Origin of the sequence: Halolamina sp. CBA1230, assembly GCF_002025255.2 — an archaeon.
GTDB lineage: Archaea > Halobacteriota > Halobacteria > Halobacteriales > Haloferacaceae > Halolamina.
Genome location: NZ_CP054587.1, coordinates 1,711,114 through 1,733,491 on the forward strand (window position 1 = coordinate 1,711,114; position 22,378 = coordinate 1,733,491).

Sequence of the window (22,378 nt, forward strand, 5' to 3'; positions counted from 1 at the left end):
TGGGTTTCCGCGCTGTACCGCTATGAGCTCACAAAGCATCGCTCGATTGCAAATTCGTTCTCGAACCCGACGTCCAACTGGGGTGAAGGTGCTTGGAACCCGTCAGAGCCCCCATCGAAGTCCGGACATCGTGGCGAGAATGGCGATCATCAACACGAGTTCGACGAGACTCAACATCCCGTACTTCTTGTTCAGGGTGGCGAGGCGTTCGTGGTCGGTATCCCTGGCGACGATCTCGTCGAACATCCCGGCCGTGAACTTGTGCAGGGGGCCGAACCCCAGCACGAGCAGTGCGATCGCAAGGCCGAGTGCCGCCCACAGCGTGGGGCTTGGATTCGCCAAAAGCCCCATCATGCTCGCGAGACCGATCCCGGAGCCGATCACGCCCACGGAGACTGGCTCCATAAGGAGGTTCATTTTCGGGACGAATCCCTCCGCGAATTCGACGTTCGCTTCCTCCGAAAGACTCCCCATCACCGGGCCGAGAACGACGGCGCCGAGGACGCCAGTGCCGAACCAGAACGCACCCAGGAACAGGTGGACGGTGAACATGATGCGGACGTCGTTCGAGAGGTAGCCCAGAACGGGAAGGCCGAGGGGGACGAGGACAGCAGCCAGTGCGAATGGCCGACTTGCGGCGGCAATCATCAGTCGATATCGTTCCCGCGTGTTCGTTGGCCGATGTGCGTTGGACAGTGCCATGGAGTTTCGTCTCGCGTGATAGGTCAGTGATAGCGCCGCCAAAAAAGTGAGTGATGTGACATGCGAGAGGGAGGCGTTGGCAGCCGACGAATGTGACTGGCAACGACATTACCCAGCATACTTATGTGACTATCAGCTACAAGTTGGAGGCATCCATGTACGATCTAACCGGGTTCCAACGCGATCTCCTGTACGTTGTCGACGGGCGAGACGACCCACATGGGTTAGCGATCAAGGAAGAACTCGAGGAGTACTACGAATCGGAGATTCATCACGGGAGGCTGTACCCGAACCTGGACACACTGGTTGACAAGGGATTGGTAGAGAAAGGACAGTTGGACCGGCGGACGAACTACTACACGTTGACTGATCGTGGCCAGCGGGAGCTAGAGGCGCGACGAGAGTGGGAGAGTGAATACGTCAATCTCGATTAACCATTTCTCACTGGCGAAGCCGTGGGATTGCCGAGTAGCAGGGTGTCAGTCACGTACCAGTTCTCGGCCCGCCATTCAGCACCCGGAACACGTCCGGAACCAAGAATGTTTAGTTACAGACAACGGACGCCAACCTATGAGCCGCTATCCTCGATCTGTCCGTTCCTCGCGCGCAAAATGCATCCCATGTAACGCCCCGGCAGCTGAAACCGTCGACGGCGACTACGTCTGTGTCGAATGCGGGGAGGTCGTCATCGGGAGTCGGGACTGAAACGGCGACAGATCGGACGAGAGAGCCAGCGCGATTACTGCCGCAACCGATTTCGGGTCGAGTGACTACCCCTCGCTTCTCGATCCACTCCCTTCCCCGTACTGCCTGCTGACTTCACACGAAACAGTGGTGTGTCTGGGCCAGTCTGAGCGAGACGGTATCTGGATCACTCACCCAGACCCTGCAACATGACCGCCGCTCCCGACCGCAACCCTTTCCCCCAGTTGCCGAACACGAATACGCATGCAGGACCACCGCGTCCTCGTCACGGGCGGCGCCGGCTTCATCGGCTCGAACCTCGCGAACCACCTCGCCCAACAGAACGACGTCATCGCCGTCGACGACCAGTACCTCGGGACTCCCGAGAACCTCACTGACGACGTGGAGTTCGTCGACGCCTCCGTCGTCGACGACAACCTCCCCACTGACGTCGACGTCGTGTTCCACCTTGCCGCACTCTCCTCCTACAAAATGCACGAGGAGAACCCCGCGAAGGGCGCCCGCGTCAACGTCGAGGGGTTCGTGAACACGATCGAACAGGCCCGCAAGGACGGCTGCGACACCGTTGTCTACGCCTCCACCTCCTCCATCTACGGGGACCGCACCAAACCCTCCCCGGAGAGCATGGACGTCGACGCCCGAACCGGGTACGAAGCCTCGAAGCTCGCCCGCGAAAAGTACGCGGAGTACTTCCACAACTTCCACGACATGTCCCTCGCCGGGATGCGTTTTTTCTCCGTCTACCAGGGCTTCGGCGGCGCCGAGGCACACAAAGGCGAGTTCGCGAACACCGTCGCCCAGTTCACCGACAAGATCGCCAACGGCGAGCGCCCGGAGCTGTTCGGCGACGGCACCCAAACGAGAGACTTCACGCACGTCGACGACGTCGTCCGCGCGTGTGAACTCGCCGCCGACCACGAACTCCAAGGCATCTACAACGTCGGCACCGAGGAGAGCTACTCGTTCAACACGATGGTCGAGATGATCAACGCCGAGCTCGGGACTGACGTGGAGCCGAAGTACATCGAGAACCCGCTCGAGGTGTACGTCCACGACACGATGGCCGACTACTCGAAACTCCACGAGGCGACCGGCTGGGAGCCGACGATCAGCTTCGAGGAAGGCGTCAAGCGCGTCTGTGAGTCTTACCAGTAGGGTACGACGGGGGACGACCGAAATTGTGGACGCCACCCTGATCGTCACCGACTGGGAGTAGATCACCACCCTCGACGAGAGACTCTACAGAGAAAACAAGGCGAGTGCCTCGGGGCGTGACCCCGAGGCGGTTCACACACCCACCCCACTGCTTCCGCTGTTAACACACAGACTCCGTGATCAACAACGAAGCAAACAGCGAATGCAGTGGAGTACTGAAAGACTTCAGGGTGCAATATTTCAGAATGAACGCCACCACTTCCACCGTTAGTACGGTCCGTCCACGATACGCTTCGTCCCCTTACTCGCTCTCTGTTCGGACGTGCTAAATCAGTCGCAGTGAGCCATCGGAGTCGTCTCCGATAATGTCCGCCACTCCGTAGACTTCGATCGTGTCGGTGTAGCCCTTCGCGGTGACAGCGTTTTCAACGCCAGTCCTGGCAGGCTTGTCGTCGGTGAGTATGATCACACCATCTGTCGATCGGTCCTGAACGTACTGGATCGCGAGCCCCGCGAGGATTGCATCGGTCTTTTCGACTTCGTGTTCGGGGGTCCCCGTTTCGTTCGCGATGGTCCGCGTGGCGATGTCGCTCGCCGCAACTGCGTCCCCAGCTGTCGGGGAGGGTGCATCGATGATCTCCGCCCACCCTTCCTCGAGTGCGACCTCAACCCGAACTGTGTCCCGGCCACCAAGCTCGCCGATGACCCGTTGCGGAAGTTTGAGCACGACACCGGCGTCGTGGACTGCCCGCCGAAACTGCCCGAACTGCGGGTTTTCGGGGGCGCCGATCGCGATGAAGACGTTCGTATCGACGATGACGTCCTTCTCGGGTGTTAATGGTGTGTCTCGACCCATCGAGCGGCCTCAGGACCCGTCTGTCGACGGCTGTGCTGGGGTCGTCTCTTGGTCGTCGAGATCGGGCAACTCCATCTGCGCGTGCACGTCGGGGAAGAAGTACTCGAAGTACGGATCGTGATCACGCCCGACGGTGAGCACAGGGACGAGTGCGTCGATGATCAGCATCGCTTCCGTATCCCGGACATCGATATCGTTCGCAACCATCCGTTGGGTCGTTTCCCCGGCGTAGTGCAGGCCGGCTCCCCGAAGGGCAGCAACCAGTGTCCCGATGCCATGACGGTCGATGAAGTATTCGACGTCCTCGTCGATGTCCTGCAGCGCGAACGCGTGGAGCACGGTCGGGATGATGACGATCGGGACCTGCTGTTCGACGAGAACGATCGGCTCGGCGGTGAGCTGTTGCGGGCGTGTTGACTCGTCACGATCGATGAGCCCGAGATCACCGAGTCGATCGAGGTACTCGTAAGCTGTCGATTTCGAGAGGTCGAGTGCATCCATGACGGCTGGTGGCCCGACAGGGCCCCAGTAGCAGATATAGACGTAGACACGAGCAAGTGCTGGCTGGTTCAGGAGGGTCACGACGGTTTCCAGACGGGGTGCATTCTGGGCGAGTACCGCCGGCTTGAGCGTCTCTTCGTTCAACGCGTCCATCGGTGGCGTGTTGATCGCATCAGTTCCCCCGTCCGTTCGGGCACACGGGGGGGCGGGATGATCGGTCATAGGGCTAGTTCGAAGTTCATGTACTTCAGACTTCTGGCAGGCCGCCACTGGCGAACATATCCATGACGAAAGCAGCGGTCCGGGACGCGATCAAGGACTCCAAATACATCGAGAACCCGCTCGAGGTGTACGTCCACGACACGATGGCCGACGACTCGAAACTCCACGAGGCCACAGGCTGGGAACCCGAAATCGACTTCGAGGAAGGCGTGAAGCGCGTCTGTGAACCCTACAAGAACTCCAAAGTCGCAGAGAACTAACTACAAACATGAGTCGCTATCCACGTTCGGTCCGGTCCTCACGCATCAAGTGCATCCCGTGTAACGCGCCAGCAGCCGAGGCCGTCGACGGCACGTAGTTTGTGTCGAGTGCGGCAACGCCGTCGTCGACGCCCGGGGCTGACACGTTTCAGAATCGTCCTTCACCGGTAGCTCCGTTGCCGTCTCGGGATCCAGACTTGTACTCACGAAGCGAGTCAGAACCGGCGATGGAACGGTTAGGGTAGAATACCGTTCTTCTGGGTGGAGAGGACGCCAAGGGTTTCTCTCTTGTCGAAAGTACGATAGTGTATTGATGGGGATTACCCCATACGTTTATGTTGATGGGGCCGAGTCCATCAGACGTCGATGGGCGCCCGGGTCATCCGAAATTTCACGAATACCTTCGATGGCCATGTCGAACGGCAGACAATCATCAAGACGGGCGATCCGGCGTCCCCATCCGGCTACAAGTATTCGCTCCACTTCGGCACGCTAGACGGTGAAACAGTACTCCGGTACGTTGACATCCTCCTCCGGCTAAAGCCGGAGGAATCCCGAGAGTTGGGATATTAGGGTTTGCAGTCTCCCTGTTCTCTCGGTGTGAATCGTCCGCTTTCGCGGTCGAACAGGAAGACTCCGGGCTGTGCCAACCAGCCGTTACTCATATCCCCGGTCGGGGGACTCTGAGTTATCTTTCGACGGATGTTCACCGCACCATTCACATCTGCATTCATCGTCGTCTCGCACGATGAACAGACGTACAGCCCTCGCTCCACGCGGTTGCTGTCCCGAATCTGCTCGCAACACGAACACGCCTTGCTCGTGTTCTTCTCGTCTACGCGGTCAACGAGGATGCCGTGTTCCTCGGCCTTGTATTCGAGGAGACGGGCGAACCGGTCGAACTCCCAGCCGTGCAACTTCTTGTTCCCCGACGCACCCCAGTTCCGCGAGTCACCGTTCTCATCCTCGCGGATGTCACTGAGGTCGCCAACCGCTATCTTCTCCACGCTTTCTTCAACACACCGCTCAACGATGTGCTTGCTGAGGGTGTGAAGGAAGTGGTCTTTGCGTCGGGAGAGTTTCTGCCGAGCCTCCCGCGCTCGCTTCGACGGGCCGTTCTCGCCTTCGGTCTGGTACTCTTCGCGGGTGAAGTAGTGTTTGTCCTCTTTCAGCACGTTCCCCGGATACAGTTCACTCGCGCCATCTTCGTAGTCGATGGCGAGGTAGTTGCTAATTCCGAGGTCGATACCCGCCGTGTTATCACCCGGTGCGTCTTCGACTGGAATCTCTTTCTTACAGACGAGGTGGAGTTCCCACTCGTCGCCGTTCCAGATGGCACGCACCTGCTGGATGTTCTCGACTTCTACGTCAGAGCGAGTTTCGTACTCGGCGAGGATGAAGTCAGATCGACTCTCTTTCAGGTTGAAGCCCTTCGAGAGGCGAAGTTGGCCGTGTTTGTCGTCGTGCTTGATAGCTCGTTTCTTCCACGTGACGGTGGAGCGAGGGTGGTCGTCGCCACGTTTCCGGTAGCCCGGTGGGTTGTTACCGTCGTCGGAGTTGTACCAACCGTTGAACGCCTCAGCAAGTTCTTCGAGAACTCGCTGACTTGACTGAGAATGCAGGTCACTGTAGCGTTCGTGGTCTTTCAACTCCGATTTCAGTTCGGCTTCGTCGGGTATCTCGCCGTCGTCGTCCCACCGTTGTTGGATGTAGTAGCGTCCGACGTTCCACAGTTTGGATGCGGAGAACCCGCACTGGTCAAAGTCGTCACGAACCTGTTGGTGGTTCGTGATGCGTGCGACGTAGGTGCGGGTCGTCTCCAGCATCGAGCTGACCTCATAATACGTTATGGGAGTTTAATTATTAAAACCAACGGCCGGGTGTTGAATATCCAGTTGGGGTGTCGTCGGTGGATTGTCGGTCAGGGTGTCAGATTCATCCCGCGCCTAAAGGCGCGGGTATTCTCCTTGTTTTTTATAATTCCCACGAAGACACAAAGGGCCACGAGCGCCATACTACCGACGAGGTTGAGGAAATCGAATTCCCTGGGATAGTCGAACTCGTCGAACGCTTCGAGGAGGAAGTCGCCGAACGCCGACCGTGAACTACCCGACGCCGCCACCGCAACAATGACCGACACCGAACCGAACTCCGACGACCGGACGCTCCACGTCTACGTGGGCGAGGCGAATCGACTCCGTGAACAGACGAAGGACATGCTCCGAGCTGTCGAAGCTGGCGAAGAGTTCGAGGATGTAGGTCACACCAACGTGCTCAATTTCGAGTCTGAGTCCGAACTTGCGCGGCTCCTCAGCCCGGCGAACCTCGCGCTTCTCCGGGCGATTCGCCAGCACGAACCCGAAAGCATGCGGGACGCTGCGGAGATCGTCGATCGAGACTTCAAAGAGGTACACCGCAACCTCACGGAACTCTCCGAACTCGGCGTCATTGACCTCGTCGACGACGGCCGTTCGAGGCGCCCGGTCGCACAGTACGATGACATAGAGGTCCACTACTCGCTCGTGACCGACGAAGCGTCGACTGAGCAGGCTGGCGCGTAGCACAGATCCAGACCTAACTCGGCCGTTGAACCCCGTTTCACAGGTGTGTCGCCGCGAGCGCTCGCAGCAAATGGCCGCCCCAGTCCAGCGGCGTATCAAACAGACTGGAGGCCCAAAGAGTACCCAAGCGCATCGTCGATCTCGTCCATCCGGGCCTCGGGAATCGACCCGATGTTCTCCGTGATCCGCTGCGCGATAGAGACAGTCCGAATCTGACTACAGAGCGCAACAGAGTCCGCAGAGAGCGGGCTTTCCTCGGCCCGAACCAGGACTTCGAACGGGTACTGGCGATCGTCGAAGGACGTGGTGAACGGGACGACGATGGTCGTCGGGGCGTTCGCGTTTCCAATATCGTTCTGGACGACGAGACATGGGCGGGTCCCGCGTTGTTCCGAGCCGCGAGTCGGATTCAGTTCGACGATGACGATATCGCCACGGTGGACGTCCATCTACGACTCCCACTCGGGCACGTCACCGAGGGCTGCATCGGCCTCCGCCGAGACACCCTCGAGTTCGGAAGCGAGATCGGCCATCTGTTCGGAACGGGCGCGGTATCCCTCGGCGAGGTCGTCTTCTGTGACCGCCTTTTCGACGACGATCCGTCCCTCCTCGTCCTCGTGGACGCGTACTCTATCGCCACCGTGAATCCCGAATCGTTCCCGAAGCTGCTTCGGGAGTGTGACCTGCCCACGCTCACCGACGACTCGCGTGTCTTCCACCATATGTATTCATACTCGATTCATATCTATAGATGTTTCGCTCCCTGGCAACGTGAGTCGGTTTGCTGACTACTCGAGAAAGGCTATCTTGTCCATTACGCAGAATTCACGCGTTCAACAACATCAGCAAAGGCAACATTCTGACCGACATCGGTGATCGTGACTGTGACACGCTCGCCCTGTTCAGTGTCCGGGACGATAACGACGAATCCACGCTCAACACGCGTGATACCATCGCCTTGTTCGCCTATGTCTTCGATCTCAACGGTGCGCTGTTCGCCCTCTGCAACAGGTGGCGACTGTGCCGCTTGCTCGGACTGTGAATCGGCGTCAGTACCATCGGCGTCATCGGTCGAAGGTGATGGGAGAACGGCCACACGATATGTATCACCTGCCTGTAGGTCGCCAAGCCGAATCTCCTGTTCCGGTACCTCCACCACATACGACCCGTCGCGCTCTTCGACAGTCGCAGAGAACAGACAGCGTAGTTGCGGTGAAATCTCCATTTGTAGATCGTATCCGGATAGGCGACGAGGAACACTTGATTCTGCTGTTCCCAACTACTGCGGCGCAACGACCTTTTCACAAGATGGACACTCGGCCCACACACCGCAGGTTCCGTCGTCCTTCTGGTAGTCAACCAATAGCCACGCCTGAGAGATACGCTCGCCGCAGTCGGGACAATGACCAAGGGACGATTCCTCGGAACTCATAACGGGAAGGAGCGTGTGACACGATTCCTTCCAAGGACAGTTCAATCGGCTTTCAATGTAAGCCTTTGGTGGCTTACCGGCCGATCACACCGGAGATGAGGTCGCCCCCGTACACCGTAGCAACGCCGTCGGCGGCACCTGAGATGGGCGCGGACGCACACCCGTCGGCGACCGCGCAGTATCGCTCTCAATTGACTCGCTAGTCGTACCCAGAAACCGCGCACACCCAGCTGGAGAAGTTAACCAACACACTGGTGAGTCGGGGACGTATGTTGGTTAAGATTGAACGCGACTCCGAACGCCATCGAGATCATTCGTCGGCGCCCGGGGCAAGCCAGCATCTTCGGTCCACGAAGAAAGCGTACAGCACCGCCGTCCGGCTACTGCCCCCGACTGGCAACAGGGCGCCGGTGGCCGCGCCAACAACACGCGATCGAGGGACACCCACTCCGACCACCAGTGTGTTTGTAACATCGAGTACAATGTATACAGCATGGGAACGATTTCGGCACGGGTCCCCGATAAGCAGGAAAGGGGCCTACCCGTTCGCGGGGCGGGGCATTTCCTCTAGCTCCCGGATCTCGGCGGTTTTTTCGACGCGGTCGTATTGGCGCTGCCACGCGTCCGAAGGGAACAGTCCGTTCTTGTCGAACAGGCTGCGAGCGGCGTCGGTGAGGGCGTAGAACTTGTAGGGATACCCACGAACGCGCTCGCCAGTGGGGACAACCAACTCCTGGAGGACGTCGACGTCTTGGAGGATGGAGAGATGCCGGCGGATCGCGTCCGTTTCGAGGCTCGGATTCATGTAGTCGAGTTCCGTGACGCTTGGCGCTCCTTTCGGGTGGCCGACGACGTCCGCGAGCAGGTTCGCCCGCTGCTTGTCAGTCGCCTTCTGGAGTGCCAGCCACGTGTTGAACTCCGCGGGCTCGCCGTCCGGACCGGTGTTCGCAGCCGGCTGTGTCGCGTCCGGGTGCATGTGTTCCAGTATGTCCTCAGCCAGTATAAACACTTGGTCAACAGACGCAACCGGTTCCTAGGGTGGTTGCAGTACCGATTCAGTAACCCATAGGTATAACGGTCCACGGAAGAATCTATTCTGCGAGATGCCGGACGATTCGAGCGCCGACACGGGGAACGAAGAATCGGCGTACATCGGCGACATCGATTCAGATGCTGTTGTCGATGAGGCACAGCTCCAACTAACACCACACCAGCACGAACAGCTGAAAACGCAGTTACACGGCAGCAGCCAGTTCGACGAAATCAAGCGCGCCGATACCCGGTATCTCGTCGTCGGGCGTGGTGGTGAGGAGGGGCCGGGAAAACGGCGATTGGAGGTCTGTGAGCAGTTGGATGATCGACGAGGCGCCGCCGGATACCGACTCGAGGACTTTGGGTTCACAACTGACGAGATCGACCTCTGGGCGCCAGCGTTCGACCTGCTCGCAGCAATGGCGTCGCATATCGTCGGCGTGCTTGAGGATTTCGACGGCGGCCACGTGTGGGAGTTGGGGTACCTGTATCACCAGCAGCGCCACGTCAGAGATCGCCTGTGGTTGCTCAAGCGGCTGTACGAGAGCGAAACGGAGATGCGCCGACAGTACGATAACGGCATGGCGGCGTCTCACTTAGCAGCGCTTGAGGAGGCAGCTGGAGATCGCGTTATTGGCTGGGGGGATGAAGCCAGTCTGCGGGACGCTGTTGAGGGGATTCCCTAGAGAACCTCGATACATATTGACATCCTCCCACCCCTGAAGGGGTGGGCTTCCGCTCGCTACGTGTCAAAGTATGCTGGGAGCGCGCTTCGGTCAGCTACCCGTTTCCAGAGTCAGTCCGACCGGTCTCACTACGTTCTTCGTCGGCGCCAGGCAGCGACGACCGTTCTTGCTCAGTCGGGTCAAAGTCAATCACTTGCTTCTCTTTGGGCATCGCCTCAACCTGAATCCCACGCCATTCGCCATCCACCCCAACAAGCGCCTCCGCAAACCCCGCATCCTCATTCCCCGGCACCGCATCCTGCACATACCGCATCTGGGCGTAGTTGAGCCCGAACTCCTGGGCCCAGTCCTCGTCCATCCCGTCCAGCCGGTGGAACTGCTTCACCGCACACTGGTCGAGAATCGCCTCACTCTCGGCGTGCTCGAAGAACTCGTCGACGGTCTGGGTCACCAGCCGGATCGACAGGTCATGATGGCGGTGATGCCGAAACACCGTCTCCAGGAACGCCAGACTCGCGGCGTCCTGCATGAGGTAGCGGGCTTCGTCGATGTAGAACACCACCTCCTTCTCGGACACCTTCGCCCGTTCGTACACCAGCGAGATCAGCAACTGCATCGTGAGCGCCGTCCCACTATCCACACTCCCCTCCTGCTGGGCGAGATCGAGATAGATCACTTTCTCGTCCCGGATGTCGAACTCGGACTCGGTGCCCAGATTCGCGTGCCGACCGCCCTCTTCGAACGGCCGCAGCTGGTCAAGCAACCACGTGGCGTCTTCCTCGATCTTCGCCGCCTCCTCGTCGGCCCGCACGACGAACGCCTCCGGCTCCTCGACCATCTCCTCGAACACGTCCAGCATGTCCCGGATCGTCGGACTCTGATTCCCGTGCGTCGAGATGTCGTCAGTAATCCCCTTGCGCTTGTACGCGCGCTTGAGACCGAGCTCCAGCGTCGTCCGCCGATCCCCGAGCGAGATCCCCCGCAGCGCGAAGAAGTTGGTGAGGAAACTCATCGCGTCATCGAGCTTCTCGTTGAACGGGCTCGCATCCTCGCCCATCGCCCGCTGGACGTGCTCGGGGGTCTCCCTGATCTCCAGCGGGTTCAACCCCAACGTCCCGCCGACCGTGATCCGTTTCGCATCGAGGGCTTCGGCGACACCGGCCCAGTCGTTCAGCGGTTCGAGAATGACGCCGATGCGGTCCCGTGCCTGCTCCATCGACCGGATGAAGTTCTGCTTCGAACTGAACGACTTCCCCGAGCCGGGATCGCCGACCGTGAACATCGCGTAGCCGTTGTCCCGCGCGAACGGGTCGATCACCACGGGACTCCGCGTGTCCTTGTGCATCCCGAACTCGACGCCACCCTCCTCAAGGATCGTCGCATTGTGCGGCGACGCCAGCAACGCGCCGACGGCGCCACCAAGCGCGATCGACTCGCGGCCGAATTCGTTCGCGCCGATCGGCGCCGCCGACTGCAGCGCCACGTCCTGCCGACAGATCGCCGTCTTCGGCGTCAGGTTCGCCGGCTCGTCCCGCAGCGTACTCTTCACCTGCTGCACGTCGTCCTGCAGCGTCTCCCGATCGTCGGCGCGCACCGTCACGAACACACCCTGGTCGAACACGCGCGCCCCGTTCTCGACGGCCGTGTACGTCGCAGCCGCCTCGTCCGCTCGCTCCTGCAGGTACGAACTCCGCACGCTCTGCTCCAGATCGGCGTCCACCTGCAGGTCGTCGGCGATCTCCTGCAGTTCGGTTCGCGCCCGGTCCTGGTTCTTCGGCGTGATGTGAGCCGTCAGATCGAACTGGACGTCGGTCAACTCGAACAGGTCGCTGAGGTAGCCGTCATTCGGGTAGTCCGGGTAGTCGGCGATGTACAGCGTCGACGTCCACTGCTCGCCGACACGGGCGGCGCGAGTCTCCCACTCGATGGCGGCGGGCGCCGTGACCGTTTTGTGGGACTCGGCGATGTCGTCGAAGAGTTGCCCTTCGGCCTGCCCATCGGCGAGCGTCTCGTCGTCGAGGACGTCCGCGAAGTCGACTGTCGCCTCGTCGTCGGCAGCGTACCGATCCCGGAGTAGTGTGCCACCGACAACGACGGCGCCGATCAGCACCAGAGAGACGGCGGCGCCCTCGACGCTCGTCGGTGACGCAAGCCACTCCCGGAGCTGTCTCACGACACCCCCACTCGACTGGACGAGCACGCTATGCATCCTGTCCCTCCTCACGGCGCGAGTGGCCGACGACCGGCTGGTCGCGAACGACGGCCTCGGGATCGCCGTAGTCGTCCTCGCGACCGTTCCAGAACGCCATGTTCAGGACGAACAGCTCGACCGTGCTGAGGCGGCGGGCCGACCAGCCCGACGCCTGTTGGATGAACTCCGTCCGCACGTCGGTGATCCGACTATCCAGTTCGTCGAACATCCGCGCCCGGCGCTCGACATCGCTCAGGTCTGCACGCCGCGTCACGAACGGCGTGAACAGGACACCCACCACGGGCAGCTGCGTCAGCTTCTCGGCCGGCGTCGCCGCCTCGCGGTAGCGGTCGTACACCTCCAGCGGCGAGACTTCGACACCAATGTAGTACTGCACCTGCTGGATCCCTCGCTCGCGCATTTCTTTCGGCCGCGTGTCGCGGTACTCCTCGAGGAGTTCCCGGAAGATCGGGTTCGACTCGACGTCCTCGTCGTCGAGGCGGTCCTTGATCGTCGCGGTCAGCTGCTCCACCGGAAACGCTCGGGTCGTCGCGTGGAACGTCAGCTTCGCGTCGAGTTCCTTGTTCGCGAACGCCGCACCGGCGTCCTGCAGCTGGGCCCAGTCCTCGGCCATGGCGAAGTCCATGTTCCCGGGATCGACCTCGATGAACGCCTCCATCGTGCCGTCGGCGCGCTGGATGGCGCCGGCGCCGGGCCACGCCCGCTCGATGTTGGTGAGGTCCTGTGTTCGCTCATCAGGGGTGAACGGCGTGTAGTTCGCGAGGCCCCCCTGATTGCGGTCGGTCTCGTCCGTAGCACTATCGGCGTCGTTGGGGGCGCTGAACGTGACCGCGGGGCGCTTGAGGTACTGGGACACGTCGGTCGTCCAGGTCCACGCGGTCAGGTGCTCGGGCGTGACGTAGACGAGCGCCGTGCCGAACCCTGCGCCGGCGGCGATCAAGGGGAGCGCGAGTGATTCGACGCCGATGAGACTGGCGAGGAACAGGCCGGCGATCGGGAACGCGATCAGGACGCCGACGTCCCCCTCCTCGATGTTGAGGTAGGGGATGCGACTCGCCTCGCCGAACTGGTCCATGATGCGCCGTGGGGCTGCGTCGTTGTCTGAACTCATGGATTAGTGGATTCCGCGGTCAAAGTCCATCCCGTAATCGTTCGATTCGGTGTCGCTTGGATCGTTCTCGGTCCGCCGGTAGGACGGCGCTCCGTCCCCATCGCTGTCCTCGCTTCGAGCAGCGGCTTTCTGGGCCACCGCTTGGCCGGCCGCGGCTTTCGGCCCCCATCGGGCGGCGGTGGTCGCGACGCTCGCGTTCCCGGCGTACGCACCGACGGCGACGCCGCCAACGAGGGCCGCGCCACGGGTGACGCCGCTGAGGGCTTTCGCGGTCAGTGGAGTGGCGTACTTGAACGTCTGCCACGTGGCGTAGAGGGCGACGACGGGGAGGGAGACGGCAACGAGATACTGCAGGAACGGGGTGTCGGGCGAGAGGCCGCCCGTCGAGTAGACGATGTCGTACCCCTTGAACACGATCGCCGCTGGGAGCGGGAGGACAGCAAGTGGGACGAAGCGTTTCGCGAAGCCGTGCCCGATCCGCGAGAGGACCGGGACGTTGCCGTAGGCGACGGCGATCGCGATCGGCATCCCGTAGAGGTAGACGTAGAGGAGGATCTCCCGGATGTAGAGGAGTGCCTGCAACGCCCACATGGAGATGCCGCCAGCGAGGGCGAAGAGGAGTGAGAGGGCGGGGTTGGTGATGGATTGCCTCAAAAACTTGATCATAACGTCTGTGAGAGGCCTAATTCCCGGTAGGAGTGCAATCGTGAACCCGTCGACAAGATAGAGCGCGAGCGTTCCAACCCAGTACCACACGACAATCAGGAATGCACCGGTCCATGCGTTCTTCTTCGTTTTTCGTGCCTCGTACGTACTCCCGATATTGAACACCCGTATTGCGTGTCGGCCTTGGACGCTCATCACGAGAAGGAGCAGCGCGATTAGGACGATCTCACCGCCGACGAGCGTGTCTTGGAGCTCGACCCAGGGTTGGTTCGTTGGGTCTCCAAACACGAACGGCCCGTTCGTTTCCGGCGTCGGGGTTCCGAACATCGCCTCCGAGAGGGTCCGATACCCTGACCGAAGGCCATCCATGAGCTGGCTCACAAACCACCCGATACTTGCCTTGATCCCCTCGAGGACAACGTCGATTAGGTCGACCATCGCTATGCCTCCATAATCGTGACCTCACAATCGGTCATGTCCGATGAACTCTCGTAACGGACATCGAATGTTTGTTTGACTGAGTCGGGGTTGACGAGTGTTTCTAGAACCACGGTGAACTGTCCACTATTCCCATCAGTGGAACAACCCATCCCATCAGGTGCCTTTGACCCAAACGGGAATGACGAACTATAGAGATCAACTCTTCGTCCAGCCGGAATGAGTGCTCGATCGGTTCTTTGTAGCCCGTTACTTCGTGGGTTCTCAGTAGGTGCTGGAACGTCACCGGAGAACACAAGCTCGGTGACTGTCTCTGGCCCAGTCCCTGTGTTCTCGACAGTCACGAACGCCTCCCCGTTGATCAACCGATTCGTCTCCGATTCCCCGTACACCTCCTCCCACGGCTTGTCCGGATGGTTCCGATACAGCCCCACCTCCTGAATCTCGAGCTCGGGACGGATCTCCAGCGACGTTGCCCCGACCGTCTCCTCGCCATCGACGCCGACGACGTCGTACTCGCCCGGAGGATACGCGCCGCGGAACGCGAACGACACCTGCTCGGCGCCGGCGGCGACGTCGCGGGTCCCCCACAGTTCGCCGTTCGGTGTGATGAGGTTCACCTGGGCAACCGCTGTCTCGGCGGCGAGTTCGACGACCAGCGTCGTGCCGTCGACGCCGACAGCTTGGAACGGCCCGTCACTCGTCCCGTCGGTGTCAGTCTCGGATCCCGTTCCAGGGTCGGACTGTTGCCCGTCCTCGGCGAGGCAGCCACCGACGCCGACGACGGCACTGACGGCGAGCGTTCGGAGGGCGGTACGTCGATCAATCGGGGTAGGTGTGGTGGTCATGGTTGATCGGAGAATCTCGTTGCGGGGCTGAGCATCGCCAGGAGGCGGCGGCCCGCGTAGAGCGCGACGACGAACGGGAGCAACTGCCAGCCGAGCGCGACGAGCAGTGCGAACCAGCCGGCCACCGTGGTCAGTGGGTGCCAGCGAACGGTCGCCGTGTCGTCGACGTAGGCCGAGCGCTGCTCCACCCACGACCCGGGGTGGTACCGCGCCGTGTAGATCCCGGGCTGATCGAGTGTCACGATCGCGACGCCTGAGGCGTTCGTCTCGACGCGCTCGCCGGCGATCGCGATGTAGCCGGTACGCGCCGGGCCAACCCCGGGTCGCGGCCCCGCATCGTCGTCGAGCACGATCGGGGCGCCGGAGTACGCACTCCGCAGCCGCAGTCGGACTGTCGTCGCCGATCGCGTCTGGTTGCCGACAGTCGCCGTCAGATTGCTTCGGAACAGGGGGCGCTCGAACCCGCTGTCGGGTTCCGTGATCGAGGCGTTCACGCCCCGGACGATCCCGGCGACGCGGGTAGTGTCGGGGGCGACGTCACCGGCGCGAACGGCGACGCCGTGGCTCGCCGTGTAGGAGCCGTTCACGACGTCGACGTTGATGTTCTCCCCTAACCGGGGCGCTCGGGTCGCGTTCGTCACCTGCCACGTGTCGAGGATCTCCGGCCCGTCGCGGACCGGTTCGGCCCGCGGCCCGATCCGCGAGGGGTAGGCGTGGACCGAGACGGGGATCGCGTCCGAGGTGATCGGTTCCTGTGCAGTGCCGTTTCGCCGAACGAGTCGGTCCCACCCGGTGTCGCGAGCAGTGTAGAACCGCCAGACACCACGAACCCGTTGTGAGCCGTCGTCGGTCAGGGTGTACCCCTGCCACGGCTGGCTCTGGAAGACGGCGACGCCAGTGTCGCCGCCTGGGTAGTCCGCGTAGTAGACCGTGGCCTCGGGATCGTACACGTCGACGGTGAGCGAGTCCGCCACAGTGAGTGTCTCCGTGCGCACCGTGGTGTTGACGCTCGTCGAGTTGGGACCCCGCCTGACGGCGCGGAGCCGAACCTGGATGTCGGCCTCAAGGGTCAGCGTCATCTCGCCGTGGGCGTCGAGTGCGTACGCCAGTGCTGGCGTGTGCGTCCCGTCACGGGTGACGAGCGGCTCGCCATCACGCAACAGGCGAACTGACTCGATCTCGTGCTGTTGGAGTGTCCACTCGGTCGTCCGGTTCCCGCTCGGGCTCCTGCCCGGCACCCGCACGCGGTAGTCGACGAACCCGCGGAGCGTCCCGTTCGGCGCCACGTAGTGGGTGGTCTCGTTCGGGGCGGCGTGGACGCGCGTCGACGGCTGGACGGCGAAGACCGTGGCGTGGGCGTCGTCGATGAAGACACCACTCTCGAACGTGGCGTTCCGCGGCGCGACCGACGTGCCCGCCCCGCCAGCCTCGAGATCGGCGAAGTCGTTCCGCGTCCATGTCGACGCCGTCGCCGGTGGCCGAGTGAACGTGATGTCGGTCCCGTTCGCGAGCTGCTGCATCGCGGTCCGCGACTCGCCGTAGCGACGGCGATACTCGGTCTGGGACATGTAGTCATCGTCGTCACGTGACCACAGCGTCGCGGACTCGTTCTCGGTGAGGCCGTTGGCCTCCGTCCCCGGCGCTGGGGGGTTCGCGGTCCCGACAGCCGTGACTCCGGCGGCAAGGCAGAGCACGGCGGTGACCACAACGGGGACGCGTGCCGGCATGGAGCGGTCGGTGGCTACCAGGGGACGAGATTGACGCACTCAGCCAGCGGGAGGCGCATCATCGACCCGGCGACGGTGTATAGCGGCCCGAGGACGACGAGGACGACCGCGGACTTCATCGCCGAGCGCTTGTGGCGTTTGAAGCGCTCCTTCTGCTCGCGGTCGATAGTGAACATCTCGAGCAGGGAGTCGGCCTGCCACACCACGACGAGGCCGATGATCCCCAGCGCCGTCGTCAACTGGAAGAACCCCTCGATCATGCTGGGGAGGTTGTCCGCGCTACAGACGGCGTTCTCCTGGGCAGCGACGGGGTCGACGACGACGACGCTGAGCAGGACGACGATGAGGGCCGCCTGCTGCAGGCGTCGGTGGATCGGCGACGACTCATCGTTTGCCGGGACAGCGTGATCGGGAGCAGTGTGCTGGCTCATCGTGATCACTCCGTCGTGGTGTCGGCCGTCGGTGACTGGCGCTCCTGGTCGGCGACGAGTGCTTCCAGATCCGCGAACCGGTTGGTTTCCGTCGCGATCTCGTCCAGCGTGTACCCTTGCTCCTGGGCCCGCTCCAGGAGGTCGCGGAGTTCGTCACTGTCGACACCGCGAACGGCCATCTCCTCGCGGAGCGCACGCCGATAGAGGGCCGAGGCGTTGATGTGGTCGTGCCACTGGAGGTACAGTTCATCGATCGGCTCGATGGTGACTGAGCGGGTGATCATGCGTGTGGCGGGGGGGTATGTGTTGGTTGGGTATCGGTACGCGGTAACAATATACATAGTTAGAACTTATTCCTTTTGTCAGAACAGAAAACCAATACATAGATAGCGAGAATCGATAGCTGAGAAAATCATACGGTATGCATGGGCCACGACGCCGATTCCGTGGTAGCTGTCCGGGTGCTGCTGTCCGACCGAGACGACACGGACCCGCTGGAGCATGGCGCAGTTGGGGAGCACCGGAGTGTTTGTATACATTGAGTATAATGTATACACTATGGGAACGATCTCGGCGCGGGTCCCCGATGAACTGGAAGCGGAGCTCGAGGCATATCTCGAGGACGAGAACCTGGATCGGAGTACGGCCGTTCGAAAGCTCCTCTCCGAGGGACTTGAGGAGTGGCGTCGCGAGCAGGCACTTGAGCAACTCGCGGCGGGGTCGATCACGTTCAGCAAGGCGGCTGAGCTGGCCGGGATGTCCGTCTGGGACTTCGCCCAGCTCGCAAAGGAACGCGACATCAGCTGGGTCGACGACGACCACGTCGACGCGGATCTCGAGGCACTGTGAATGTGGGTGTTCGACGCGACGCCGCTCATCTATCTCGCGAAAGTTGACCGACTCGCACTCGTCCACCACCTCGACGCGTCGTGTGTGATCCCCGAGCGCGTCTACGATGAAGTGGTCGCGACCGGCCTCGAAGAGGGGTATCCAGACGCTCGCCGAATCGAACGGGCCGTCGACGCTGACCGGTTCGACGTCGTCGCGGTTGACGCTTCGCCACTCATGGCTCGAATTCGGGAAAATCCCAGCCTTAGTGACGCTGACGCTGCTGTCCTGGCCTACGCCGACACGCATGACGGGGTGGCCGTGATGGACGAGACGTACGGGCGGGACGTTGCTGCCGCTGAAGGCGTTACGACCAGGGGCACAGCATTCCTGATTCTGAAACTCACAAAGCAGGGGGTGATTAGCGGTGACGACGCACGAACGATCATCGACGGGATGATCGACAACGGATGGTACTGCGCGCCCGACGTCTACACGAAGATCATTCAAAAGCTCGACTCGTTCGAAACCTGACCGGTGCGAAAAAGTTGACGAGAGGGTGGCAGACTATGGCGAGTGACGCCTCTCTCCAGATCCGCAGGGGAAAGCTACCTAGTCACTCAAAAAAGATTTAACCAACAATCCAAGGGACGTCGCACAGGTGTTGGTTAAGATTCGGTTGTTAGGTTCCCTCCAGCGCGCCGATCAGCGCTTCGGCCGTCCGACTAATCCGCCCGAGCCGGTCGCGAACGACTTCGGGATCGTCCGACTCCCACGCAGCGAGGTAGAACGCCGACCCGCTCGTGTCGAGTCCGCAGTAGCGCCCGACGACGTACGCGACCGCCTCAGCCTCGACTTCCCGCTTGGATCGTTCGGTGTCGTCATCGACGTCGCCGTGGAGCAGAGCATGCGCGTACTCGTGGATCAGTGTCCGCGCGAGGTCGGCCTCGTTCGCCCGATCACGAACCTCGACGCGCGGCTGGCCGTCGATGAGGCTCAGTTGCTGACAGATGCCCTTCGCCTCGCCGTGGGGCCAGTCGTCGTCGGGAACGATCCGCACCGTCACGCCGAGTTCATCAGCGGCGGCTGTCAGCTGGTCGACGAGGTCGCCGGCGTCCCCGGTCGCTGCTGTGTCGAGGTCGGGAAGTGGTTCACCCTCGGTCTGGGAGACGTCGAACACCGGCGCGGGCTGGAACCCGACCAGGCCCTCGGACCATTCTTCGGGGGGCGTTTCGTCGTACTCACAGCCACTGTCCTCGTGGTAGCCCGGCGAGTTCTCGCACTCCGGGCACTGCCTGGCGATGATCGGCGCCCAGATCCAGATGGCCGACTCACCCTCCTTGACGTGGCGGTCGAACTCCTCCTGCCACGTCCGGTAGCCGGCGACCTTCGTCGCCTCGGGACACTGCCGCTTGATGAGGAGCGTGTTGCGGGAGGAGTAGTCGTGGAACCGACTCTGGACGTCGAGCCACTCTTGGAACTCCGCGCTGGCCTGCGCGTCGTCAACGCCGGCGACGAGGTCGTCGATCCACTGTTCGATCGTGCTGTGCATTTCGTCGTGCCGTGTGTCGGCCTCGTCGAAGGAGACCGACGCGTCGCTGGTCGTGGACATCGTGTTCACCGAATCACGTTCACGGCGTGCCCGTCGATGCAGGACGCGCCGCACCCCTCAGGGGCGACGAAAAACTGCCGTCGCGCTCCCGCGTCCGGCCCGCCTGTCAGTGGCGTTGGCCAGCCAGCATTCCCCGCACTACGGACTGCCGGCTACGCCTGTTCGCCGCTTCGGCCGAACTTTCATCCTGTTCGGCTATTCAGCCGAACTTTATTCCGGCCGCAACCTTGATCATGGTTCGCTATAAACACCGAACTCAGTTGCAGTTCGGTAATAACGGCGAACACATGACCGAGAACTGGCCCGACGCCGAGTTCGTGGCGGTCATCGGCGACATCCGCGGGTCCCGAGAGCTGTCGGATCGCAGCGAGGCCCAGCAGGAGTTCAAGCAGGTTGTCACCACCCTCAACGAAGACATCCCGGACAGCGTGATCGCCTCGCAGTTCACCGTGACGACGGGTGACGAGTTCCAAGTGCTCCTGACCGATGCGGCCGCTGCCGTCGACGCGGTGGTCGCGGCCAGCGATCAGTTCCACCCGGCACGACTCCGGTTCGGTATCGGTCGGGGTGAGTTGGCTACCCAACTCAACCCGGCCCAGGCGATCGGGATGGACGGCCCGTGCTTTCACCGTGCTCGAGAAGCCATCGACGCGGCCGAAGCAGCCGGGGCGTGGGTCCGCGTCGCCGGCTGGGGGAGCCCCATCGACGGCCACGTCAACGCCATGTTCGATCTAGTGCAGTGCGTTCGGGAGGACTGGACGGAGCGGCAGGCCCAGTTCGCACGCGCCCTCAAAGCGGAGGGAACCCAGAACGGCGTCGCGGACCGCTACGACGTCGCGAAGTCCACCGTCAGCGAATCGCTCAGTGCCGGGCACGTCCAGGCGGTACGGGCTGCCGAGGCCTCGCTCGGCGAGCTGTTAGCGGCCAGCCGGAGCAACGGAGGGTCCCGATGAGTGGGTGGTTGACGGGGCTCGGTCCGGCCGGAACTGCCCTCGCGCTCCTCCTGTTCGGGCACGTTCTCGGCGACTTCGCCTTCCAGACGGACGACCTCGCGGCGGCCAAACACCGAATCGGGCCGCTACTCACCCACGGCAGTATCGTCGTCGTCGTCCACGCCGTCGTCTTCCTCCCATTGTTGACGGTCCAGACTGCGCCCACCGTAGTCGTGATCGGCGTCGTGCACGTCTTGATCGACGCCGTCTCGGCACGGCTTCGCCAGCGAACGGGTAGGTCAGTGCAGCTGTTCCTCGGTGACCAGCTGGCGCACTTGCTGGTCATCCTCGGCGGATGGGGGGTGGTCGACCCAGCCACGTGGGCGCTCACGCCGGTCGTGGCCGGTCTCGGTGGGGTGGAGCAACTCCCCTGGGCCGCAGTGACCACCGGGGCGGTGTACCTCGCGGCGTTCGTGTTCGCACACGACGGCGGGAACGCCATCGTCCGGGGAGTGCTCCCGGATCCGGATCCGGCGCCGGAGAGTGAGGACGATCTGGAGGCAGGGTCGCTCATCGGGAGCCTCGAGCGGTGGATCATCCTCTTCCTCGGCGTGGCTGGCCTGTGGGGGTCGGTCGGGCTCGTCGTGGCGGCGAAGTCGATCGCCCGGTTCGAAGAACTCAAGCAGCAGGCGTTCGCGGAGTACTTCCTCGTCGGGACGCTCACCAGCGTGCTCGTGGCGATCGCGTTGGCCGGAGCCGTGTCGGCTCTCGTGTGAATCGATCCCCACCATCGTGGGGGTTCCCTGTGGGGCCGGGTGATCCCCACGAGGGCATCGCCGCTCCACTCACGACCCCGAACTTCCAGCGTTGCCGACAGTGCCAGCCGTACCGTCCCCTGCACGGGGGGTTACAGCAGTAGCGAGGCGAAAGCTCACGGCTTTAGCCGTTGGAGGATGTCAGGGCGAGTCCGGCCTTTGAGATCATCTGTGTAAACTCTGACACCTGGTCGTATAAATACGTTTCTTGATTTCAGTTGACGCCATCGCTATTCGTCGGGGAGCCACCGCTCGATCTCGCCAGTCGTGAGTGTCCATGTCCCATCCGGCCCCGTACATTCGAGTTGACTTACGACCTCGCGCTTGAACGCTTGGTAATGCGTGCGAGCGACCTCCGGATCGTCGGTGTAGTCAAGCAGGATCGCGAGAGCGAGTTGGGCGGGGCCACTCCCACCGTACCCCCACTCGAAGCCCGAGGGGCTGTGGCTCACGACGTCGAGACTACGGCTCGGCGTGAGTTCCTGCTTCCCGGGGTACGTCCGCACGCGGACGCCGCCCCGAACGCGCGTCCCGACGTACCGAACTTCGATCGTCTCGGTCGTCGACTGTGCCGTCGTGGGATCGTCGATCGTTCCACTCATCGATATCTCGGGAGGCAACTCGCGCACTCCCGCACCCCTTGCTG

At 62.2% G+C, this 22,378-nt stretch carries 29 protein-coding genes; 10 read left to right on the forward strand and 19 right to left on the reverse strand.

The window, feature by feature from the left end; genetic code table 11:
• Window positions 1–102: 102 nt before the first annotated feature.
• A complete protein-coding gene (locus B4589_RS08960; protein ID WP_079233952.1) occupies window positions 103–648 on the reverse strand; it encodes a hypothetical protein in 546 nt (181 codons plus the stop codon).
• Window positions 649–857: 209 nt separating this feature from the next.
• On the opposite strand from B4589_RS08960, the gene B4589_RS08965 reads away from it, so the two are divergent.
• Both B4589_RS08965 and B4589_RS08970 read left to right on the forward strand, forming a co-directional pair.
• Window positions 858–1,136, forward strand: a complete 279-nt coding sequence (locus tag B4589_RS08965) for a PadR family transcriptional regulator (protein WP_079235204.1) — start codon at window positions 858–860, stop codon at window positions 1,134–1,136.
• Window positions 1,137–1,650: 514 nt separating this feature from the next.
• Complete coding sequence (locus B4589_RS08970; protein ID WP_079233953.1) at window positions 1,651–2,562, forward strand: NAD(P)-dependent oxidoreductase; 912 nt, start codon at window positions 1,651–1,653, stop codon at window positions 2,560–2,562.
• Window positions 2,563–2,887: 325 nt separating this feature from the next.
• Here B4589_RS08970 and B4589_RS08975 read toward each other — a convergent pair whose 3' ends face one another.
• Both B4589_RS08975 and B4589_RS08980 read right to left on the reverse strand, forming a co-directional pair.
• Window positions 2,888–3,418 (reverse strand): hypothetical protein, encoded by a 531-nt coding sequence (locus tag B4589_RS08975; protein ID WP_079233954.1) that lies wholly within the window; start codon window positions 3,416–3,418, stop codon window positions 2,888–2,890.
• A 9-nt stretch (window positions 3,419–3,427) separates the two neighbouring features.
• Complete coding sequence (locus tag B4589_RS08980; protein WP_079233955.1) at window positions 3,428–4,141, reverse strand: hypothetical protein; 714 nt, start codon at window positions 4,139–4,141, stop codon at window positions 3,428–3,430.
• 62 nt (window positions 4,142–4,203) lie between these two features.
• On the opposite strand from B4589_RS08980, the gene B4589_RS08985 reads away from it, so the two are divergent.
• Window positions 4,204–4,401 (forward strand): hypothetical protein, encoded by a 198-nt coding sequence (locus B4589_RS08985; protein WP_079233956.1) that lies wholly within the window; start codon window positions 4,204–4,206, stop codon window positions 4,399–4,401.
• 16 nt (window positions 4,402–4,417) lie between these two features.
• On the opposite strand, the gene B4589_RS18175 is transcribed toward B4589_RS08985, so the two are convergent.
• Window positions 4,418–4,546 (reverse strand): hypothetical protein, encoded by a 129-nt coding sequence (locus B4589_RS18175; RefSeq protein WP_255246062.1) that lies wholly within the window; start codon window positions 4,544–4,546, stop codon window positions 4,418–4,420.
• A 221-nt stretch (window positions 4,547–4,767) separates the two neighbouring features.
• On the opposite strand from B4589_RS18175, the gene B4589_RS08990 reads away from it, so the two are divergent.
• Window positions 4,768–4,974 carry a hypothetical protein gene (locus B4589_RS08990; protein ID WP_079233957.1) on the forward strand — a complete coding sequence of 69 codons (207 nt, stop codon included), beginning with the start codon at window positions 4,768–4,770 and terminating at the stop codon, window positions 4,972–4,974.
• On the opposite strand, the gene B4589_RS08995 is transcribed toward B4589_RS08990, so the two are convergent.
• Window positions 4,971–6,227 (reverse strand): RNA-guided endonuclease TnpB family protein, encoded by a 1,257-nt coding sequence (locus B4589_RS08995; protein ID WP_079233958.1) that lies wholly within the window; start codon window positions 6,225–6,227, stop codon window positions 4,971–4,973. The two genes, B4589_RS08990 and B4589_RS08995, sit on opposite strands and share 4 nt — an antisense overlap.
• A 95-nt stretch (window positions 6,228–6,322) precedes the next feature.
• Window positions 6,323–6,541: a hypothetical protein gene (locus tag B4589_RS09000; protein ID WP_158081159.1), complete on the reverse strand. Its 219-nt coding sequence runs from the start codon at window positions 6,539–6,541 to the stop codon at window positions 6,323–6,325.
• Here B4589_RS09000 and B4589_RS09005 point away from each other — a divergent pair.
• Window positions 6,531–6,962 (forward strand): hypothetical protein, encoded by a 432-nt coding sequence (locus B4589_RS09005; RefSeq protein ID WP_079233960.1) that lies wholly within the window; start codon window positions 6,531–6,533, stop codon window positions 6,960–6,962. The two genes, B4589_RS09000 and B4589_RS09005, sit on opposite strands and share 11 nt — an antisense overlap.
• Before the next feature lie 95 nt (window positions 6,963–7,057).
• On the opposite strand, the gene B4589_RS09010 is transcribed toward B4589_RS09005, so the two are convergent.
• The 4 genes from B4589_RS09010 to B4589_RS09025 form a co-directional block, all read right to left on the reverse strand.
• On the reverse strand, window positions 7,058–7,411 hold the full coding sequence (locus tag B4589_RS09010; RefSeq protein ID WP_079233961.1) for a type II toxin-antitoxin system PemK/MazF family toxin: 354 nt from the start codon (window positions 7,409–7,411) through the stop codon (window positions 7,058–7,060).
• On the reverse strand, window positions 7,412–7,684 hold the full coding sequence (locus tag B4589_RS09015; RefSeq protein ID WP_079233962.1) for an AbrB/MazE/SpoVT family DNA-binding domain-containing protein: 273 nt from the start codon (window positions 7,682–7,684) through the stop codon (window positions 7,412–7,414).
• Window positions 7,685–7,776: 92 nt separating this feature from the next.
• Window positions 7,777–8,187: a TRAM domain-containing protein gene (locus B4589_RS09020; RefSeq protein ID WP_079233963.1), complete on the reverse strand. Its 411-nt coding sequence runs from the start codon at window positions 8,185–8,187 to the stop codon at window positions 7,777–7,779.
• 745 nt (window positions 8,188–8,932) lie between these two features.
• Entirely contained in the window at window positions 8,933–9,370 is a 438-nt protein-coding gene (locus tag B4589_RS09025; protein ID WP_079233964.1) for a transcriptional regulator, read from the reverse strand.
• 127 nt (window positions 9,371–9,497) lie between these two features.
• Here B4589_RS09025 and B4589_RS18180 point away from each other — a divergent pair, with 127 nt between their 5' ends.
• Window positions 9,498–10,112, forward strand: coding sequence for an aminopeptidase (locus B4589_RS18180; RefSeq protein ID WP_079233965.1), 615 nt, complete (start codon window positions 9,498–9,500; stop codon window positions 10,110–10,112).
• A 94-nt stretch (window positions 10,113–10,206) separates the two neighbouring features.
• On the opposite strand, the gene B4589_RS09035 is transcribed toward B4589_RS18180, so the two are convergent.
• From B4589_RS09035 to B4589_RS09065, 7 genes are read right to left on the reverse strand one after another with little or no spacing between them, the layout of a single operon-like run.
• The gene (locus B4589_RS09035; protein WP_217920459.1) at window positions 10,207–12,321 is read right to left on the reverse strand and encodes a VirB4 family type IV secretion system protein; all 2,115 of its coding nucleotides are present in this window, start codon (window positions 12,319–12,321) and stop codon (window positions 10,207–10,209) included.
• Window positions 12,314–13,435 (reverse strand): hypothetical protein, encoded by a 1,122-nt coding sequence (locus B4589_RS09040; protein WP_079233966.1) that lies wholly within the window; start codon window positions 13,433–13,435, stop codon window positions 12,314–12,316. Before B4589_RS09040 ends, B4589_RS09035 begins: the two co-directional genes overlap by 8 nt.
• A gap of 3 nt (window positions 13,436–13,438) precedes the next feature.
• Window positions 13,439–14,539: a hypothetical protein gene (locus tag B4589_RS09045; protein ID WP_079233967.1), complete on the reverse strand. Its 1,101-nt coding sequence runs from the start codon at window positions 14,537–14,539 to the stop codon at window positions 13,439–13,441.
• A gap of 2 nt (window positions 14,540–14,541) precedes the next feature.
• Window positions 14,542–15,387, reverse strand: coding sequence for a hypothetical protein (locus B4589_RS09050; RefSeq protein WP_079233968.1), 846 nt, complete (start codon window positions 15,385–15,387; stop codon window positions 14,542–14,544).
• Window positions 15,384–17,114 carry a hypothetical protein gene (locus B4589_RS09055; RefSeq protein WP_079233969.1) on the reverse strand — a complete coding sequence of 577 codons (1,731 nt, stop codon included), beginning with the start codon at window positions 17,112–17,114 and terminating at the stop codon, window positions 15,384–15,386. Before B4589_RS09055 ends, B4589_RS09050 begins: the two co-directional genes overlap by 4 nt.
• Before the next feature lie 14 nt (window positions 17,115–17,128).
• On the reverse strand, window positions 17,129–17,545 hold the full coding sequence (locus B4589_RS09060) for a hypothetical protein (RefSeq protein WP_079235205.1): 417 nt from the start codon (window positions 17,543–17,545) through the stop codon (window positions 17,129–17,131).
• 5 nt (window positions 17,546–17,550) lie between these two features.
• Window positions 17,551–17,829, reverse strand: coding sequence for a hypothetical protein (locus B4589_RS09065; RefSeq protein WP_079233970.1), 279 nt, complete (start codon window positions 17,827–17,829; stop codon window positions 17,551–17,553).
• Window positions 17,830–18,103: 274 nt separating this feature from the next.
• Between B4589_RS09065 and B4589_RS09070 the strand changes: the two genes are divergently transcribed.
• Together B4589_RS09070 and B4589_RS09075 are read left to right on the forward strand one after the other, a co-directional pair.
• Window positions 18,104–18,394: a UPF0175 family protein gene (locus B4589_RS09070; protein ID WP_079233971.1), complete on the forward strand. Its 291-nt coding sequence runs from the start codon at window positions 18,104–18,106 to the stop codon at window positions 18,392–18,394.
• Window positions 18,395–18,907 carry a DUF3368 domain-containing protein gene (locus tag B4589_RS09075; RefSeq protein ID WP_079233972.1) on the forward strand — a complete coding sequence of 171 codons (513 nt, stop codon included), beginning with the start codon at window positions 18,395–18,397 and terminating at the stop codon, window positions 18,905–18,907.
• Between the two features lie 148 nt (window positions 18,908–19,055).
• On the opposite strand, the gene B4589_RS09080 is transcribed toward B4589_RS09075, so the two are convergent.
• Window positions 19,056–19,985 carry an ArdC-like ssDNA-binding domain-containing protein gene (locus B4589_RS09080; RefSeq protein WP_079233973.1) on the reverse strand — a complete coding sequence of 310 codons (930 nt, stop codon included), beginning with the start codon at window positions 19,983–19,985 and terminating at the stop codon, window positions 19,056–19,058.
• 287 nt (window positions 19,986–20,272) lie between these two features.
• On the opposite strand from B4589_RS09080, the gene B4589_RS09085 reads away from it, so the two are divergent.
• The gene (locus B4589_RS09085; RefSeq protein ID WP_079233974.1) at window positions 20,273–20,938 is read left to right on the forward strand and encodes a SatD family protein; all 666 of its coding nucleotides are present in this window, start codon (window positions 20,273–20,275) and stop codon (window positions 20,936–20,938) included.
• The gene (locus tag B4589_RS09090; RefSeq protein WP_079233975.1) at window positions 20,935–21,693 is read left to right on the forward strand and encodes a DUF3307 domain-containing protein; all 759 of its coding nucleotides are present in this window, start codon (window positions 20,935–20,937) and stop codon (window positions 21,691–21,693) included. The genes B4589_RS09085 and B4589_RS09090 overlap by 4 nt, the downstream gene beginning before the upstream one ends.
• Before the next feature lie 269 nt (window positions 21,694–21,962).
• On the opposite strand, the gene B4589_RS09095 is transcribed toward B4589_RS09090, so the two are convergent.
• Window positions 21,963–22,334, reverse strand: a complete 372-nt coding sequence (locus B4589_RS09095) for a DUF6166 domain-containing protein (protein WP_079233976.1) — start codon at window positions 22,332–22,334, stop codon at window positions 21,963–21,965.
• Window positions 22,335–22,378 lie beyond the last annotated feature (44 nt).

Coding starts and splice junctions, on each gene's coding strand:
- B4589_RS08960 (WP_079233952.1), bottom strand. CDS start 648: ATGATTGCCGCCGCAAGTCGGCCATTCGCACTGGCTGCTGTCCTCGTC.
- B4589_RS08965 (WP_079235204.1), top strand. CDS start 858: ATGTACGATCTAACCGGGTTCCAACGCGATCTCCTGTACGTTGTCGAC.
- B4589_RS08970 (WP_079233953.1), top strand. CDS start 1,651: ATGCAGGACCACCGCGTCCTCGTCACGGGCGGCGCCGGCTTCATCGGC.
- B4589_RS08975 (WP_079233954.1), bottom strand. CDS start 3,418: ATGGGTCGAGACACACCATTAACACCCGAGAAGGACGTCATCGTCGAT.
- B4589_RS08980 (WP_079233955.1), bottom strand. CDS start 4,141: ATGACCGATCATCCCGCCCCCCCGTGTGCCCGAACGGACGGGGGAACT.
- B4589_RS08985 (WP_079233956.1), top strand. CDS start 4,204: ATGACGAAAGCAGCGGTCCGGGACGCGATCAAGGACTCCAAATACATC.
- B4589_RS08990 (WP_079233957.1), top strand. CDS start 4,768: ATGGGCGCCCGGGTCATCCGAAATTTCACGAATACCTTCGATGGCCAT.
- B4589_RS08995 (WP_079233958.1), bottom strand. CDS start 6,227: ATGCTGGAGACGACCCGCACCTACGTCGCACGCATCACGAACCACCAA.
- B4589_RS09005 (WP_079233960.1), top strand. CDS start 6,531: ATGACCGACACCGAACCGAACTCCGACGACCGGACGCTCCACGTCTAC.
- B4589_RS09010 (WP_079233961.1), bottom strand. CDS start 7,411: ATGGACGTCCACCGTGGCGATATCGTCATCGTCGAACTGAATCCGACT.
- B4589_RS09015 (WP_079233962.1), bottom strand. CDS start 7,684: ATGGTGGAAGACACGCGAGTCGTCGGTGAGCGTGGGCAGGTCACACTC.
- B4589_RS09020 (WP_079233963.1), bottom strand. CDS start 8,187: ATGGAGATTTCACCGCAACTACGCTGTCTGTTCTCTGCGACTGTCGAA.
- B4589_RS09025 (WP_079233964.1), bottom strand. CDS start 9,370: ATGCACCCGGACGCGACACAGCCGGCTGCGAACACCGGTCCGGACGGC.
- B4589_RS18180 (WP_079233965.1), top strand. CDS start 9,498: ATGCCGGACGATTCGAGCGCCGACACGGGGAACGAAGAATCGGCGTAC.
- B4589_RS09035 (WP_217920459.1), bottom strand. CDS start 12,321: ATGCATAGCGTGCTCGTCCAGTCGAGTGGGGGTGTCGTGAGACAGCTC.
- B4589_RS09040 (WP_079233966.1), bottom strand. CDS start 13,435: ATGAGTTCAGACAACGACGCAGCCCCACGGCGCATCATGGACCAGTTC.
- B4589_RS09045 (WP_079233967.1), bottom strand. CDS start 14,539: ATGGTCGACCTAATCGACGTTGTCCTCGAGGGGATCAAGGCAAGTATC.
- B4589_RS09050 (WP_079233968.1), bottom strand. CDS start 15,387: ATGACCACCACACCTACCCCGATTGATCGACGTACCGCCCTCCGAACG.
- B4589_RS09055 (WP_079233969.1), bottom strand. CDS start 17,114: ATGCCGGCACGCGTCCCCGTTGTGGTCACCGCCGTGCTCTGCCTTGCC.
- B4589_RS09060 (WP_079235205.1), bottom strand. CDS start 17,545: ATGAGCCAGCACACTGCTCCCGATCACGCTGTCCCGGCAAACGATGAG.
- B4589_RS09065 (WP_079233970.1), bottom strand. CDS start 17,829: ATGATCACCCGCTCAGTCACCATCGAGCCGATCGATGAACTGTACCTC.
- B4589_RS09070 (WP_079233971.1), top strand. CDS start 18,104: ATGGGAACGATCTCGGCGCGGGTCCCCGATGAACTGGAAGCGGAGCTC.
- B4589_RS09075 (WP_079233972.1), top strand. CDS start 18,395: ATGTGGGTGTTCGACGCGACGCCGCTCATCTATCTCGCGAAAGTTGAC.
- B4589_RS09080 (WP_079233973.1), bottom strand. CDS start 19,985: ATGTCCACGACCAGCGACGCGTCGGTCTCCTTCGACGAGGCCGACACA.
- B4589_RS09085 (WP_079233974.1), top strand. CDS start 20,273: ATGACCGAGAACTGGCCCGACGCCGAGTTCGTGGCGGTCATCGGCGAC.
- B4589_RS09090 (WP_079233975.1), top strand. CDS start 20,935: ATGAGTGGGTGGTTGACGGGGCTCGGTCCGGCCGGAACTGCCCTCGCG.
- B4589_RS09095 (WP_079233976.1), bottom strand. CDS start 22,334: ATGAGTGGAACGATCGACGATCCCACGACGGCACAGTCGACGACCGAG.